15 protein-coding genes are annotated in these 16,202 nt (G+C 42.7%); 6 read left to right on the forward strand and 9 right to left on the reverse strand.

Annotated elements, in window-relative coordinates; genetic code table 11:
- Positions 1-4: 4 nt before the first annotated feature.
- Positions 5-832: a DUF4249 family protein gene (locus ACO6S0_RS10045; protein WP_422348253.1), complete on the forward strand. Its 828-nt coding sequence runs from the start codon at positions 5-7 to the stop codon at positions 830-832.
- Here ACO6S0_RS10045 and ACO6S0_RS10050 read toward each other — a convergent pair whose 3' ends face one another.
- Positions 833-2,152 carry a GntP family permease gene (locus ACO6S0_RS10050; protein WP_422348254.1) on the reverse strand — a complete coding sequence of 440 codons (1,320 nt, stop codon included), beginning with the start codon at positions 2,150-2,152 and terminating at the stop codon, positions 833-835.
- Between the two features lie 57 nt (positions 2,153-2,209).
- On the opposite strand from ACO6S0_RS10050, the gene ACO6S0_RS10055 reads away from it, so the two are divergent.
- Positions 2,210-2,443 (forward strand): DUF6095 family protein, encoded by a 234-nt coding sequence (locus ACO6S0_RS10055; RefSeq protein WP_422348255.1) that lies wholly within the window; start codon positions 2,210-2,212, stop codon positions 2,441-2,443.
- Here ACO6S0_RS10055 and ACO6S0_RS10060 read toward each other — a convergent pair.
- Positions 2,440-3,117, reverse strand: a complete 678-nt coding sequence (locus ACO6S0_RS10060) for a DUF4294 domain-containing protein (RefSeq protein WP_422351816.1) — start codon at positions 3,115-3,117, stop codon at positions 2,440-2,442. The genes ACO6S0_RS10055 and ACO6S0_RS10060 overlap by 4 nt on opposite strands.
- A gap of 104 nt (positions 3,118-3,221) precedes the next feature.
- Between ACO6S0_RS10060 and ACO6S0_RS10065 the strand changes: the two genes are divergently transcribed.
- Together ACO6S0_RS10065 and ACO6S0_RS10070 are read left to right on the forward strand one after the other, a co-directional pair.
- Positions 3,222-4,310, forward strand: a complete 1,089-nt coding sequence (locus tag ACO6S0_RS10065) for a M42 family metallopeptidase (RefSeq protein ID WP_420400017.1) — start codon at positions 3,222-3,224, stop codon at positions 4,308-4,310.
- 96 nt (positions 4,311-4,406) lie between these two features.
- The gene (locus ACO6S0_RS10070; RefSeq protein ID WP_422348256.1) at positions 4,407-4,952 is read left to right on the forward strand and encodes an NUDIX hydrolase; all 546 of its coding nucleotides are present in this window, start codon (positions 4,407-4,409) and stop codon (positions 4,950-4,952) included.
- Here the strand turns inward: ACO6S0_RS10070 and hisS are convergent.
- Positions 4,947-6,323 carry a histidine--tRNA ligase gene (hisS, locus tag ACO6S0_RS10075; RefSeq protein ID WP_422348257.1) on the reverse strand — a complete coding sequence of 459 codons (1,377 nt, stop codon included), beginning with the start codon at positions 6,321-6,323 and terminating at the stop codon, positions 4,947-4,949. The genes ACO6S0_RS10070 and hisS overlap by 6 nt on opposite strands.
- A 490-nt stretch (positions 6,324-6,813) precedes the next feature.
- Here hisS and ACO6S0_RS10080 point away from each other — a divergent pair, with 490 nt between their 5' ends.
- Entirely contained in the window at positions 6,814-7,575 is a 762-nt protein-coding gene (locus tag ACO6S0_RS10080) for a hypothetical protein (protein WP_422348258.1), read from the forward strand.
- A gap of 340 nt (positions 7,576-7,915) precedes the next feature.
- On the opposite strand, the gene ACO6S0_RS10085 is transcribed toward ACO6S0_RS10080, so the two are convergent.
- The 5 genes from ACO6S0_RS10085 to rpsF all read right to left on the reverse strand — a co-directional run bounded on the left by ACO6S0_RS10085 (position 7,916) and on the right by rpsF (position 12,809).
- Positions 7,916-8,386, reverse strand: a complete 471-nt coding sequence (locus ACO6S0_RS10085) for a DUF6495 family protein (protein WP_422348259.1) — start codon at positions 8,384-8,386, stop codon at positions 7,916-7,918.
- 80 nt (positions 8,387-8,466) lie between these two features.
- Positions 8,467-11,604 (reverse strand): TonB-dependent receptor, encoded by a 3,138-nt coding sequence (locus tag ACO6S0_RS10090; protein WP_422348260.1) that lies wholly within the window; start codon positions 11,602-11,604, stop codon positions 8,467-8,469.
- A 99-nt stretch (positions 11,605-11,703) separates the two neighbouring features.
- Positions 11,704-12,156: a 50S ribosomal protein L9 gene (rplI, locus tag ACO6S0_RS10095; RefSeq protein WP_422348261.1), complete on the reverse strand. Its 453-nt coding sequence runs from the start codon at positions 12,154-12,156 to the stop codon at positions 11,704-11,706.
- Positions 12,157-12,169: 13 nt separating this feature from the next.
- Positions 12,170-12,466, reverse strand: a complete 297-nt coding sequence (gene rpsR / locus ACO6S0_RS10100) for a 30S ribosomal protein S18 (RefSeq protein WP_055392375.1) — start codon at positions 12,464-12,466, stop codon at positions 12,170-12,172.
- Positions 12,467-12,470: 4 nt separating this feature from the next.
- Positions 12,471-12,809, reverse strand: coding sequence for a 30S ribosomal protein S6 (gene rpsF / locus ACO6S0_RS10105; RefSeq protein WP_422348262.1), 339 nt, complete (start codon positions 12,807-12,809; stop codon positions 12,471-12,473).
- Between the two features lie 236 nt (positions 12,810-13,045).
- On the opposite strand from rpsF, the gene ACO6S0_RS10110 reads away from it, so the two are divergent.
- On the forward strand, positions 13,046-13,738 hold the full coding sequence (locus tag ACO6S0_RS10110; RefSeq protein ID WP_073176311.1) for a LytR/AlgR family response regulator transcription factor: 693 nt from the start codon (positions 13,046-13,048) through the stop codon (positions 13,736-13,738).
- A 5-nt stretch (positions 13,739-13,743) separates the two neighbouring features.
- Here the strand turns inward: ACO6S0_RS10110 and priA are convergent, their stop codons facing one another.
- Complete coding sequence (gene priA / locus ACO6S0_RS10115; RefSeq protein ID WP_422348263.1) at positions 13,744-16,200, reverse strand: replication restart helicase PriA; 2,457 nt, start codon at positions 16,198-16,200, stop codon at positions 13,744-13,746.
- Positions 16,201-16,202 lie beyond the last annotated feature (2 nt).

Raw genomic sequence — 16,202 nt, forward strand, 5'->3', positions numbered from 1 at the left:
TTCAATGAGGAGCATCGCATTTTACATTTTAATTCTTGCCATGCTTTCTTGTGAGGAGGTAATAGACGTGGAGGTTCCTTCAGAAGAACCCAGATTAATCGTTGACGCCTTGGTTCGGGTGGATCCCACTTCCAATATTGTGGACATTGAGGTGGAGGTCGGACTAACCGACGCTTTTTTTGGTGAAATTCCCGTGACAAATTTAAAGCAGATTACTCTGGCGGGTGGGGTTCTTGTTGACTATGACAATCCCGGCTCCGGGATTTACAAAGGCACGCGTTCAGCGGAAAGTCTTAAAGCATCGGAAGAACTTTTGTTACAACTTGAATGGGAAGACAAACTCTACTATGGATCAACAACCTACGCGAGTTCAGTGCCTATTGACGACCTGCGTATCGGTACCAACACCTTATTTGATGATGAGGAAACCGAAATAATCATCACCATTACCGATGATCCCAATAGAAATGATTTCTATGTGGTTGATTTGGGATTTGGAAACTTCGTTACTTTGGAAGACCAATTTTTTCAGGGACAACAATTTAGTTTTTCATATTTCTATGATGAAAAATTCGAGCCTGGACAGGAAATCACGGTAAGTGTTCTGGGTGCTGATCAGGCATTTTACAACTACATGAATTTGCTTATTGAACAGACCGAGGAAGATTTAGGGGTTTTTGAAACCCCAACATCTACTTTGCGTGGAAACATATTTGATGTGACCGAATTGGACAACATTGATTTTTTTGATAACGTAAATATTCCCAACGAATTTCTTTTGGGTTATTTTGCCGTTGTTGAGGAATATAAGCAGAGCATCACCATACCGTAATCATAACAAAGTATACAGTAACACTATTACGCCAAGCCCTACCAAACCCTGAAACAGCGTGGCCAAAGTGTGTCCTCGCAAAGCCGTCTTCACGTTCATGTTCGAAAATTGGGAAACCACCCAAAAATAGCTGTCGTTCACATGGGAAACAGTCATGGCTCCTGCTCCAACGGCCAATACGGCCAACGCTTTATCGGTTATGGACAGTAATCCAAAAGTGTCCAACAAAGGTGCTATGATGGCAGAAGTGGTGATAATGGCAACAGTTGAAGAGCCTTGAGCTGTTTTCAGAACAGCGGCTATCGCAAATGAAATCAATAAACCACCTAATCCAGAACTTTGGGTCAGGTTGAATATTTCAGCCATGTTCAAGGTGCGCAGAATAGCTCCAAATGCTCCTCCGGCACCAGTTATCAAAACTATGGCCCCTGCCTGTCGAAAAGCTTCTGGAACCCACTGTTTTTGTTGCTCGGCTGGAATTTTCCGTGCCATCATAAAGGCCAATAAAACACCAATCAGCAAAGCGATAATGGGACTTCCAAGAAAATCAAAAACAAAGAAAAGGGTGGACTTCCCCAAGGGAAAAGTGGGGTAATTGGCAACTGATTTTAATGCAATCAGAACTATAGGAACTACCAACGGCAAAAATGCGTTGAGGGGTTTTATATTGGATACCTTTTCCTCCATTAAATTGCCTTCTTCCTCCCCTACTTCTTCTTTTAATTTTCTCCCCATAAATCGAGCCCAGAAATACCCCATCAGGGAAACAGGTATGGAAACTACAAGACCCAACAACAGTACGGTGCCCAAATCGGCATCCAAAATGGCGGCTGCAGCCAAAGGTCCTGGCGTTGGTGGTACAAACACATGGGCTGCGTAAAGACCTGTTGCCAGGGCCACTGCAAAGACCATAATAGGAATCCCGGATTTTTTGCTGAGAGCCTTGTTCAAAGAAGATAATATGATAAAACCTGAATCGCAGAAAACTGGTATGGAAACAAGGTATCCAGCCAGGTTAATGGCCAATGGCGATTTTTTCAGTCCAATTAGTTTTAAGATTGAATTAGCCAAAACCTTGGTACCTCCAGTTTTTTCAAGATAAATGCCAATAACGGTTCCAAACGCTATGACCAGACCAATTCCTGATAAGGTTTTCCCAAATCCATTGCCCATCGTTTCCATAATATTTTGAGGAGAGAGTCCCAAGAGAAAACCAGAAACCACCGCTGCCAAGGTCAGGGAAAAAACGGGGTGCATTTTAAACTTGATGGTCGCCACAATGATAAAAACGACCACTAGGGCCAAAACAAGGATTTCCATGATTATTTTTTAGAAAATGTCCTTTAAATATAGGCTAAACTTGCTACTTTAGTTCCCATGCATACCGATAAAAAATTATTGGCAAAAGGTCTCAAATTCATAGGCTATACGGTAGCCGTTATGTTTTTGGCCCCATTTACTATTTATCAAGCTTTTAAAAATGAGGGGCATCCTGCCTATTGGCCTGTGTTGATTGTAGGTTTGATATTGGCCGTGGTTGCCATTGGCCTAGGGTTTTACACCATCAAAATCTTTATGGAAGCTTTGTTCGGAAAAAAAGCAAAGGATTAATCCTTTGTGGTCTTGCTATTTTTCCACTTGTTGCTCAATTGGGCATAATCGTAATCCAAAACCGATTTCTGTCGTTCCAATCGCTTGGAGGCAAAAGCGCGTTGTAGAATATCCTCAATGAGGTAGTCTTCATGGATAAGCTCTGGATGGAATTCTTCCTTAATGCTAATTTTAAAAGCCTTTGCAGTAGTATTGTACCAAAATGCCCGCCACCCGTTCCGAAGTTCCTTCACCAGATCAAAAGCGGTTTTCCCAGTTTGACGATAAATGAGTTTAACCAAAATCTGGCCTTCTGTGCGGGTCAACTTTTTGAGCTCCGCGGAAAACTCGCCCTCAATATACTTTTGGACTTTTTTGGTGTACTTCTTTCGATGTCTTTTCTTTTTGATGTTGGCCAGGCTATCGTTCAACTCCACCAAACGTTCTGCTGCCAATTTTGCATAGGGATACACCTTTAAGGTCTTTCTTCTCAAGATATAATACCGAAGCTTTTCCTTTCGGTTGGCAAATTCCAGCCTTCCAAAAAGATATACCTCGTCCAGTGCTATGGAACTATGTAAAATGGAGTCCCCTTCAAACCGAACATAGTAATCAGTGAGGGAATCCTTTTCGGTTTCTTGGGTAAAACCTAAGGCGCATAGCAGCAGAAAAACGATACTTGTGTAGAAACGCATCATTCTAAAATAAGACAAAAGTCCTGCCAAAATTAAGGATAAAGCAAGGAAATGGCTATTAAATAAAAGTGAATATTATTAAGTTTGTGGACTAAACTACATACATGGCATCATCAAAAATTATCACTGCTAAATCGCTTAAATTCTTCGAGAAATACCTAAATAATGCCTCCCCAACGGGTTATGAATGGGAAGGTCAAAAAATATGGATGGACTACCTAAAGCCCTACGTGGACGAATTTATTACGGACACCTATGGCACGGCGGTAGCGGTAATCAATCCAGATGCCAAGTACAAGGTAGTGATCGAGGGACATTCCGATGAAATTTCGTGGTACGTGAACTATATCACGGATAACGGATTGCTCTATGTCATCAGAAATGGAGGGAGCGATCACCAAATTGCGCCCTCGAAATGGGTGAACATCCATACCAAAAAGGGGATTGTGAAAGGCGTGTTTGGCTGGCCCGCCATCCATACCCGTAACCGGGCCAAGGAAGAACCGCCCAAGTTAGATAACATTTGCATTGATATAGGGGCCAAAGACAAAGAGGAGGTTGAAAAAATGGGTGTTCATGTGGGCTGCGTCATCACCTATCCAGATGAATTCCAAGTGCTGAACAAAAACAAATTTGTTTGTCGCGCCATTGATAATCGCGCTGGAGGTTTTATGATTGCTGAGGTGGCACGCTTACTCCATGAAAATAAAGTGAAGCTTCCATTTGGTTTGTACATCACCAACTCGGTACAGGAAGAAATTGGACTACGTGGTGCGGAAATGATCACCCAAACCATTAAACCCGATGTGGCCATTGTAACGGATGTATGTCACGACACCACTACTCCCATGATTGACAAAAAGAAGGAAGGAGAAACCGCTATTGGTTCTGGCCCCGTGATTTCCTATGCACCAGCCGTACAGAATAAACTAAGGGAGCGCATCATAGAAACAGCGGAAGCCAAAAAAATTCCATTCCAACGATTGGCTTCTTCCCGATATACGGGAACCGATACAGATGCATTTGCCTACAGTAATGGCGGTGTGGCCTCTGCCCTAATTTCATTGCCGCTTAGGTATATGCATACCACCGTGGAAATGGTGCACAAAGATGATGTTGAAAACGTCATCAGACTTATTTACGAGACACTCCTTAACATTAAAGAAGGAGAGACCTTTAGTTACTTTGACTAAAAATATGTCAGTTCGAGCGCAGTCGAGAACTATTTTGTAGTTAGCCGTTCTAAGACCTCTCGACTGCGCTCGAGGTGACAATAATGACTGTTGATAGTGGACGAATTGATAGACATTCTGGATGAAAACGGGAACCTGACCGGGCGGACCTGTTTAAAGTCCGAAGCACATCTGAAGGGGTACTTCCACCCCACTGTTCATGTTTGGTTCTACACTGCAGACGGAAAAGTACTGTTTCAAAAAAGGGCAGCAAATAAAGATACCTTCCCTGGACTTTGGGATGTTTCGGTAGCCGGCCATATTGGGGCTGGGGAAGATGTGACTGAGGCAGCAGTTCGGGAAGTCGAGGAGGAAATCGGTCTGTTGGTAAAAGTTGGTGACTTGGAGAAAATAGGTTATTTCCCATCCGTCCATCAACACAGCAAAACCTTATTGGACAAAGAATTTCACCATACCTTTATTTGCAAATTGGAAGTGTCCTTGTCCCAACTCGTCAAACAAGAAAGCGAGGTTGACGCTTTGGATTTGATGGATTTGGAAACGTTTAAGTCCAAAGTTGAACACAAGCAACTAGACGGTTTTGTTCCCAATGATAGCAGCTATTACCTAAAGGTAATTGAAGAAATTTCCAATAGACTATAAGCGTTCGATAAATTCCCCTGGGTTATCCAAAGCGTAGGTTTCCTGCGTGCCTTGAGCCATATCTTTGACCACAAACTGTCCCTGTTCCAGTTCTTGGGCACCAATCAAAACCACATAAGGAATGTTCCGGTTATTGGCATATTTCATCTGCTTTTGCATTTTGGCATTCGTTGGGTACACTTCGGCCTTGATACCTTTGGCTCTCATCCCATTCACCAATGTAAGGGCCGCCATGCTTTCTAGCTCTCCAAAGTTTACACAGAGTACATCAACCCATTTGCTTACACTACTTGGAAACAGATTCAATTCTTCCAAGACCAAATAAATACGGTCCAATCCGAAGGAAATACCTACCCCGCTAATGTCCTTTAACCCAAAGATTCCCGTAAGGTCATCATAACGTCCGCCTCCACCAATTGAGCCCATTTTTACACCTTTGGGAGCGCTGACTTCAAAAATGGCACCGGTATAGTAGTTCAGTCCACGTGCCAAGGTTACATCCAGTTGAAGTTGGGCAGATTGCAACCCAAGCGTTTCCACATTTCTTATGATTTCATCCAGTTCCGCAACTCCTGCCATACCTATTTCAGATTCCACCAGTAATGATTTCAATTGTTCCAATTGCTCCACACTGGAACCGGACATAGCGAACAAGGGGCTCGCTTTTTCAATGGCGCTTTCGGAAATTCCTTTGGCCAGCATTTCTTTTTTTACGCCCTCCTCTCCTATCTTGTCCAATTTGTCCAAGGCTACGGTGAAATCGATAAGCAGCTGCTGGGCACCAATGACTTCCGCTATTCCAGATAGCACCTTTCTATTATTGATTTTGATGGTGGTTCCTTTCAATCCCAAATCCGTAAACACGGCATCGTACAACTGCACAAACTCTACTTCCTGAAGCAAGGATTTTGCCCCTACTACATCGGCATCGCATTGGTAAAACTCCCTAAAACGGCCCTTTTGGGGTCTATCTGCACGCCAAACCAGTTGAATTTGGTATCGTTTAAAGGGGAAATCGATTTCATTTTGATGCATGACCACATAGCGGGCAAAGGGTACGGTTAAATCGTAGCGCAGTGCCTTTTCTGAAATTTTTGGAGTTAGGGAAGCTGAATTTTTAGAGCTATAGGTAACATCGTCCACCTTGGAGATAAAGTCGCCAGAATTCAGAATCTTGAAGATAAGCCTGTCCCCTTCATCCCCATATTTGCCCATTAAAGTGTCATAATTCTCAAAAGATGGAGTTTCAATAGGTTGGAATCCATAGACCTCAAAATGTTTTTTGATGGTTTGGAGGATATAGCTGCGCTTGGCAACTTCTGTTGGTGAAAAATCGCGCGTTCCCTTGGGAATGGATGGTTTTTGGGCCATTCAAATGGTATCAAAATTAGGGAGCTCCTTCATGCTTGATTCGAAGATCAAGAGCGGTGCGTAGAATATGTTTGGCAAATATCGATTTATTTAAGGATTTATCAAACCCTGTGGGCTGGCACGAATTGCATCAAAAAACATCGGGCACCGCGCATCCGACATCAAACAAATCACAAGATCGTCTTTGAGAGCTTGACACGAATTAGGCGAATTTACCCGAAAACTGCTGTTTTAGAACCCCAGCATTCAACATTAAAAATTCAGAATTGCACTACATGCAAAGAACATCGGGCATCGCGCATCCGACTTCCTTCAAATTATAAGACCATTTGCCTTGGGCTTACACGAATTGCACGAATTTACTCGAAATGCTTCTGGGCAAAACGATTACCTTAGAATTTGCATTCGTCAACTCAAAAAGGGCATTCATCAATTGACGATCCATAAAAATTCCTTCTTGTGGTATGTTAAGGAACTAAAAGTGAATATCATGAGACTACATAGAATTTGGCTTTTGTTTCATACCGCAGTTACTCTTTTGTTGTTTTCCTGTTATGGTGAAGATGGGGCCGTAGGCCCAGCAGGTGAGCAAGGAGAAAACGGTTACCATTGTTGGGACTTGAACTTGAATGGCAAAAACGACCCAGATGAAGATGTCAACCAAGATGATGAATGGAACGGGTTGGACTGTTTGGGGCAGGATGGACTAAACGGTATTAACGGTATCAATTGTTGGGATCTGGATGGGGATTGGTTCAATGACGAAGATGAGGATATTAACAACGATGGTCAGTGGAATGCGTTGGATTGCCAAGGGGAAGATGGGAATGCTAACGTTCAAAAGTATGTTTTTAATTTTGATGAGGCCTACTACTATTCCAATGTTGCAAGGTTTCTAGTTCCAGGATTAAGCCAAGAGATTTTACAAAACCATGTTTTAGTATTCTTTTTAGAGCATATTCAAGATGAACATAGTTCGTATTTTCTTGCAATCCCTGGGGGACTGAACGAAATAGATAGAAGTTATGATGTAATTGCAGAGCCTGGGTTTGTATATATAGTGGTTTCCAATTTTGACGGAACCGATACCGATCCAGGTTGGACTGATAGTTGGGACTTTCTCCATGTGACTCTTATTAAAATATCAGCTTTACAGGATAAGGACCACCTACTAGGAATTAAAGCCAACCTTAAGGAGGCTGATATTAATATTGATGAATTTGATGCTCTTGCACCATACTTTGCCGAATAATTGTTTTTAACTCAAAGTATGTTTACCAAATTGGGTTCGACGCGAATTGCACCAATTAACACGAATGCAATTGGCAGAGCCAAAGTATTCAACACTAAAAATTAAAAAGTGAACAGCGTGTCTGGAACTTTTGGCATCCCGTATCTAACATCAGGCAAGATTACCACCCCTTTATTACTTGGGCCAACACAGATTTCACCAATTAACTCGAATGCAATTGGCAGAGCCAAAGCATTCAACTTTTAAAATTTAGGATTGAACATCGAGCATCCGGCATCAAACGCCATGTCGTCGACTTTATCTACAAAGACCTCTCGACTGCGCTCGAGGTGACTTTTTGTTACTCCATGATCTGCTCAAACCATTTATAAAGGTCTCCTTTGGTAATGGCTGCTCCTTGTTGGATCAAATCAAACTTATCTTTGTTCTTGTCTTCGGAATAGGCCTTGGACGCGGTTAGGTACTCCACAAAATCGGATTGGAAATTACGCTTGAACCAACCAAATCCTTCCTCTGTCCGTAAATCGATTTCGGGATTGAGCACCTTTACCGAGAAGAGCTTCATCTCTTTGTCCGTTAAATGGAACAGGTGCATGTGCATTTCCGAAATGTTCTCAAGGTACTCCACTTTGGACAGCACCCCTTCCCAAACCAAATCACTAAAAACATCTATTTCCTCCTCGGCAACTTGGGGTTTTTCTTCCTTGATGCTTGCCCACTCTTCTGCTGTTATGGACTGGGTAGCCAAAAAGTTGATAAACTCAGGATGCAACTCTTCCAGTTGTTGTTGCGTCAATCTTGCGTACTTCATTGAATCAGATTCCTTTAATTCGGCAAAAGTAAAAAAGGCCACGCAGTTGCGCAGCCTTTTAACTTATAAATTATGTTCTTTTAGTTGAAGATGTACCGTACTCCAAACTGGGCTTGCCATCTGGACAAGAGGCTAGTATCCGAACTAAAGGTTTCCGTTAAACTCTCATCAAAACTATAAGTTGGATTATTGTTGTCATCAATGGTTACACCCAACACCTGCTGGTTGGTCGGGATTTCAACAACGCCCCACTCAGAACTGATCAAGTTGCCAACATTCAACACATCCAAACTCAACTGGATGGTATTCTTACTGGCAATCTTAATATCCTGCAGAATTTTCAAGTCCCAACGTCCTCTCCAAGGTGCCAAAGCTCCGTAGCGCTCTGCATAAGAGCCTCGGTTTTCACTTAAATAGTCATCTTGTTGAATAAAGGCCTCAAAGGCAGCTGCATCACCCGCTTCCGCAAAATTCATTTGGTTAACTTCCGCAGAGGTTGGGATATATAACAAATCATTGATACTTGATCCATCCCTATTGATGTCCCCTCCATAGATATAATTGAAACGGCCTCCCTGGGCGTATTCAAAAAATGTGGAAACGGTCGTTCCTGTTTTAAAGGCCTTGGAAATTACCCCTACAAAACGGTGGGTATCCCCATATCTTGAATAGGACAACACATCTGCATTGGCATCATTGACTATGGCGTTGGCCGCAAAGGCATCACTGGTAATCTCAGCTTCAATGGAATTCACATCCTTTGAATTCAAGTAGCTATACGCCAAGCTGGCATAAAGCCCATTGTCCCATGTTTTTTGTCCCTTGAACACCGCATTCCAAATTCTTCCTTCATCGGAATTGGAAAACACATAGGCGTTGTTGATCAAATCCGATGCGGCATACACAGCTCTGTTATCCACTCCTTGTAAGGTCTCCGAAGGAGAAGTCAACCCCCAGTTTTGTACGTGAGGTCCGTTGATATCTTTTGAATAGGAGAAATCAGCTGTCAAAATCCAGCCATTGTTCAAACGCTTATCCGCACCCAAACTGGTTCTAAAGACTTGTGGCCATTGGAAATCGGGGTCTACAGCGGTAAGGAAAAATACATTGGGGTTGGCTATCTGGTTGCCCAACCACACAAATGGGAAGCGGCCAGTAAAAATCCCAGAACCACCCCTGATTTGTAGGTTACCATCATTGTTCACATCCCAATTGAATCCAACACGGGGTGAAATCAGCCAATCATTGGTAGGTAAATTGGTGTTATCTATCAATACCGTTTCCCCATTATTGGGATTCACATAAGGAATATCTGCAACCACAGCTGGTGCTCGTTCTATAACATCCCAGGCCTTATCCGCAGAGTCAAAGTAAAGTGGTCTATCTACTCTTAGACCGTAAGTGAGCTTGAAATTTTCAGTGGCATTCCACTCATCCTGTGCATAAAAAGCCATTTGACCCACATTAGTTTCCGCCAAGGCCCAACCCCCAGCATTTCCTTCTCCAGCGGCATTTAAGGCATTGTTGGCAGCTATGGCAGCATTGAACTGACCTTGGTAAACATTGACCAAAGCAGCTTCACCAGCAGCATCCAGGCCTCTAAAGTCGGCTATGGACCCTGTTGGGAAGAACACTCCCTGCGCACCATAAACCCCTAGGTTAAAGGAGTTGTCAAATTGGAACTTCTCAAAAGAGAACCCAACGGTGAAGGTATGATCTCCCTTAAAAAAGTTGAGATTGTTTGTTAACTGAAAAACCTTCTGGTCCAATCTATTGTTGATGGAGAACGGCTCATGTCCCGCAATGATGTAGTTTGATGCCCCATTTTCATCCAGCAATGTAATGGTAGGTGCTGGGGTCGACTTCGGATTCCTGAAATCGTCAAAATGGGTATAGCCTACTTGCAACTTGTTAATGGCTTCATCAGAAAGGGTTGAGTTCAATTCAATTTGAACCGATTGAATTCTGTTGTTGATTTCATATCCGGCATTTTCAAACTGCAAAGTGGACAGGTTTGGTCCTCTAAAGCCCAAAGCAGTTGGGTGGGCCGGCTTTTCCTTGGAAGCATCCAAGAAATTGTAGATGATGGCCAATCGGTTATTGTCGTTTATGTTCCAATCCAATTTGAAGATTCCCTTGGTCGATTCCTGGTCAAAATTGAAACCTTCAAACCTTCCTGGGTTATAGAATTGTCCGTCACCAATAGAAACTTGGCTTAGAATATTGGATACCAACTCAAAATCTGAGGCCAAAACCCTGGATTCGTTGATACCTCCCCTACCTCTATTGGGAACAAAACCGTTGGATCCCAAATCCGTGCGGTCGTCCTTTTCAAAGTTGGCAAAGAAGAACAACTTATTCTTAACGATTGGACCTCCAATACTAATACCGTACTGGGATTGGCTCAAGTCAGCTTTAAAAACGTCATCCCCAGCTACTTTTCCTCCAGTTAAGCTTTCATTTCTGTAAAACCCATAAACCGTTCCATAGAATTCATTGGTACCACTTTTGGTTACCGCATTTACGGAAGCCCCTGTAAATCCGGATTGGGTTACGTCGTAGGGCGCAGTGGTTACCTGAATTTGGTCAATGGCGTCAATGGAGATAGGATTTGCATCGGTTTGTCCTCCAGGTTGTGCGGCGTCCAATCCAAAAGGGTTATTGAAAATGGCCCCATCCAATGAGAAATTGTTGAATTGGTCGTTTCTCCCTCCAAAGGAACCGGCACTTGCGGTGGGTTCCAAACGCGTAAAGTCATTGGTTGACCTTGAAATGGTGGGCAATCGGGTCAATTCCCGCCTACCAACACTGGTTTCTGCCCCGGTACGGTCGCTGCCAAAGGTCCCGGTTTGATCGGAAACAACTACAACCTCCTCCAACGCTTGGCTATCCGAAGCGAGGGCAACGTTGTGGTTGTAAGTTTTACCCAACGATAGGAAAATATCGTTTTGCACGTTGGTTTTAAATCCAACATAAGAAATGGTTACCTCGTAAGGTCCCCCAACCCTTAAGTTAAGAAGGTTATACCTTCCTTCCTCATTGGTAATGGCTCCGTAGCGTGTACCAGTAGGTGTGTGCACGGCTACCACATTCGCCCCTAAAAGAGGTGCGTTCTGATCATCAACAACAGATCCCCTGATGTTGGATGTGGTGACTTGTGAAAAAGCCGAGGTGGATACCATTAGTAACAGTATCCCCAACAGTAAATTTTTCTTCATAAATGAGTTAGTTTTTCGAGTACCTACAAACATAGACAAAAAAAAGAGCTATGCACGCATAGCTCTTCATAATTTATTAACTGAAATTTAAGGGTGTCCTTACTTGGCTTCAGCAATAACTTCAAAGGGAAAATCAACGATTACCTCTCTGTGCAATCTGATTTGGGCATTGTAAGGCCCAACTCTTTTGATGGTTCCTCCTTTGATATTAATAAACTTTCTTTCGATTTGATGACCTGCTTTGTCCAAAGCAGCAGCCAAATCGATATTGCTGACAGAACCAAACAATTTGTCTCCTGCACCCACTTTGGCCGGGATACGGATTTCCAATTGCTTTAGCGCTTCGGCCAATTTAGTGGCCTCGTCAACAATCTTCTTTTCTTTATGGGCTCTTTGCCTAAGGTTTTCTTCCAAAACTTTTTTGGCGGAAGGGGTAGCCAAAGCGGCCAAACCTTGAGGTATAAGGTAATTTCTTCCGTAACCGTTCTTTACCGTAACGATATCGTCCTTAAAACCCAAATCCTGTATATCTTCTTTTAGAATAAGTTCCATTCTTCAGTATTTTTTATTTCAACATATCGCCAACATACGGCATTAAGGCTAGGTGACGGGCTCTTTTAACGGCCTGTGCCACTTTTCTTTGGTATTTCAAAGAAGTTCCGGTTAGTCTTCTAGGAAGCAATTTACCTTGCTCATTTACCAATTTCATCAAGAAATCCGGGTCTTTGTAATCAATGTACTTGATACCTGATTTTTTGAACCTACAGTATTTCTTTTGCTTGTTGGTCTCAATGTTCAATGGGGTCAAATACCTGATTTCCCCATCTTTCTTTGATTTTGCTTGTTGTTCAATAGATGCCATAACCCTATGCGTTAGCTTTTAATTTGGTTCTTCTTTTTTCTGCCCAAGCAATAGCATGCTTGTCCAATTTAACGGTCAAAAAACGCATAACACGTTCATCTCTTCTGAATTCCGTTTCGTAAGGTTCTATAACCTCTCCTGGAACGGTAAATTCGAACAAGTGGTAAAAGCCACTTTTTTTGTGCTGAATGGGATAGGCCAATTTCTTAAGTCCCCAGTTTTCCTTGGAGACCATTTTGCCACCATTCTTAATCAAGAAATCCTCAAATTTCTTGACTGTTTCCTCTATCTGGGCTTCAGATAGAACGGGATTCAAAATGAAAACAGTTTCGTAATGGTTCATACATTATTATTTTAAAGGAGCGCAAAATTAGTAATAAATACTAACCTCCGCAAGAAAAGGTAAATTTCTTCGTTTAAGAGTCAAGAGTTATTAACAATAATGAACCAACTAAACCTTCGTAACGTATATGGTAATGTACACAACAAAATAGACCATGTTTACATCTTTTGTTGCAGTTAAACATCCTTTTTGTGTAATTTGCCGATGATTTAAAACCCTACAAATCACCCCATTCTATGAAATTAAAAAGTATAATTGTAGACGACTCCTCCATGCAGCGGATGGCCGTTGCAAAATTGGTCAACAATCACCCACATCTTGCCCTTGTAGCCGAGTATAGCAATGCTATTGAAGCCAAAAATGGGTTAAAGAACCACGACATTGATCTTATCTTTTTAGATGTCGAGATGCCAATCATCAGCGGGTTTGACCTTTTAGAGGCCCTAGAGAACCCACCACAGGTTATTTTGATTACCGGAAAACCTGATTATGCCCTTAAAGCATTCGATTATGATGTAACCGATTATCTTCACAAACCCATTACCCTAGCCCGATTTGAATCCTCCGTAAAAAGAGCGGTTGCCAAATATGAGCAAATGAACCGAGTTGATGAGGATGAAGAGCACATCTTTGTAAAAAGTAACCTTAAAAAGCGTAAGGTTATACTAAACGATATTAAATGGATAGAAGCCTTGGGTGATTACATCAAATTGGTAACGGATGAAGCCAATATCGTAATCCTATCCACCATGAAGGCTTTTGAAAAGCAACTTCCTGCGGAAAAGTTCCTTCGTATCCATAAGTCTTATATTGTCAATCTAGAAAAGATTGAAAAGTTCAACAGTAAAAATGTAGAGGTTGGGGGCAGACAGATTCCGTTGAGCAGAAACAAAAAGACAGAACTGGCCGAGGCGCTGGCCAACGTATAGAAAAGTTATATGTGGTCCACATTGTAGACCAGTCTCACACTTTTATACTTAGAAATAGCATTAAAAGACTTTTCAATTCTTTTAATGCTATTTTTTATTTGCACCACGGAGAGATTTCTGGGCATCTTCACCAAAATATTCTTTAAATAATCCCGTCTAATTCTAGCCACAGGAGGATACTCAGGGCCCAGCACCTGTTGCCCCAATACATTTCGCAACGATTGTGCAAACCATTCCGAGGCGTCGTTGAGCTTATTGTAATCCTTGTCTTTTAAGGTCAACTTAATAATGCGCACCAAAGGCGGATATTTAAACTGTTCCCGCTCATAGTATTGTTCGGCAAACATTTTATCATAATCATTGGTGGTCACTTGCTGTAAAATTTGGTGGTATGGATTGTATGTCTGTATTAAAACCTTACCGCGCTTTTGAGTTCTTCCTGCCCTACCTGCTACCTGGGTCAACAATTGAAAGCTTCGTTCATGCGCCCTGTAATCGGGGAAGTTTAACAAAGTGTCCGCATTCATGATACCCACCAAGCTCACATTCCTAAAGTCCAATCCCTTGGTCACCATCTGGGTCCCGACCAAAATGTCCATTTCCTGTTGCTCAAAAGCTGTTATGATTTTTTCGTAGGCGTACTTGCCCCTTGTGGTATCCAAATCCATTCTACCCACCGAGGCTTCAGGAAACAATTCTTTCAGCTCCTGTTGGATCTGCTCCGTCCCAAATCCCTTTTTATCCAAGGTATGACTCCCACAGGCCAAACATGCTTGTTGCAAGGCCATGTGATACCCGCAGTAATGGCAACGGAGTTGGTTCCGGTGTTGGTGGTAAGTTAAACTCACATCGCAATTGGGGCACTGGGCCGCGTGTCCACAAGTAGTGCACTCCACGATGGGCGCAAATCCTCTTCGGTTCTGGAACAGAATTACCTGCTCCCCTTCCTCCAAGGCTTCCGTTATGGCATTGAACAGGCTTTCTGAGAAATGGCCCTTCATCCGTTTTTTACGGGTGGCCTCCTTGATGTCCACCAAATTAATATCCGGCATTAACACATTTCCGTAGCGGTAAGCAATAGCGGCATAACCGTACTTGCCTTTTTTTGCATTGGCCATGCTTTCAATACTGGGAGTAGCAGACCCCAACACACAATGGGCCTTATGATAAGCAGCCAAGACCATGGCGGCATCCCGGGCATGATATCTAGGAGCCGGATCAAATTGCTTAAAAGAACTTTCATGTTCTTCATCCACAACTACCAAACCCAAATTGGAATAGGGCAAAAACAGGGACGAGCGCGCACCAATGACTATTTGTGCCTTCTCGGCATGCTTCAGCACGTTGTTCCACACCTCTACTCTTTCGTGGATGCTGTATTTGGAATGATATACTGAAACCTTAGATCCAAAATAATGGCGTAGTCTGTTTATGAGCTGGGAGGTCAATGCGATCTCTGGAAGTAAATACAAAACCTGTTTGCCTTGATTCAAGGCATCTTGGATCAATTTGAAATAAACCTCGGTTTTTCCTGCAGAAGTAACCCCATGCAATAATACAGGTTTGTTTTCCGAAAAACCCGATTTGATGGCTTCAAGGGCTTCTTGTTGATGCGGGTTAAGCATTATCGCATCCACCGTAGAAGATTCCTGCTGCTGTTGCACCCGATCCGTTTGGATATGGAATTCTTCCAGTATGGATTTATCAATCAAGGCTTTGATCACAGCCTTGGAAGCTCCACTCTCCCGTTCCAAATCGGTTACTTTAATGGGCTTTTTGTTCACCGCTTGCAATTGGAACAGTATAAGTACCACTTGACTTTGTTTGGGAGCCCTGCTCAATTCCTGTAGCAGTTGCTCCAGCTTGTCCTCAGCTTGATATTCCTCGCCCAACTTCACATATCGTACAAGCTTGGGTCTGTACTGTTCATACAGTTCTTCCTTTTGTAGCACCACCCCTTTTTGCACCAACCTATTGACGAGGGGCAGAACGTTCTTTTTATCCACAATACCACTAACCTCCCCAATTTTTAAGGCTGATTGATGCTGCAGGGCTTCAAAAATGAGAAATTCATCATCCTTTAGCTCCATTTCGTCCACCTCTGCCTCCTTATTGGGTAAAATCAGTGTTTCACTTTCCAATAAAAAAGCACTGGGCAAGGCACTTCGCAAAACTTCTCCCAAAGTGCACATGTAATACTTGGCAATCCATTCCCAATGCCGAAGTTGGTAGGTGTTTACCAAGGGAACTTCATCCAAAATCTGATAGATCTCCTTGGCTTCATAGGCCTGTGGTTCATTTTGGTGGGTGTTGTAAGCCAATGCGGTGTAAATCTTGGATTTCCCGAAGGGAACAGCCACCCGCATACCCGGTTTCAGAAAAGCAGCCTCTTCCGAAGCGATTTTGTAGGTAAAAAGTCTTTCCAAGGGAATTGGAAGCACAACATCCAAAAAATACTGCATAC

Origin of the sequence: Flagellimonas sp. (assembly GCF_965233845.1) — a bacterium.
Taxonomy (GTDB): Bacteria; Bacteroidota; Bacteroidia; order Flavobacteriales; family Flavobacteriaceae; genus Flagellimonas.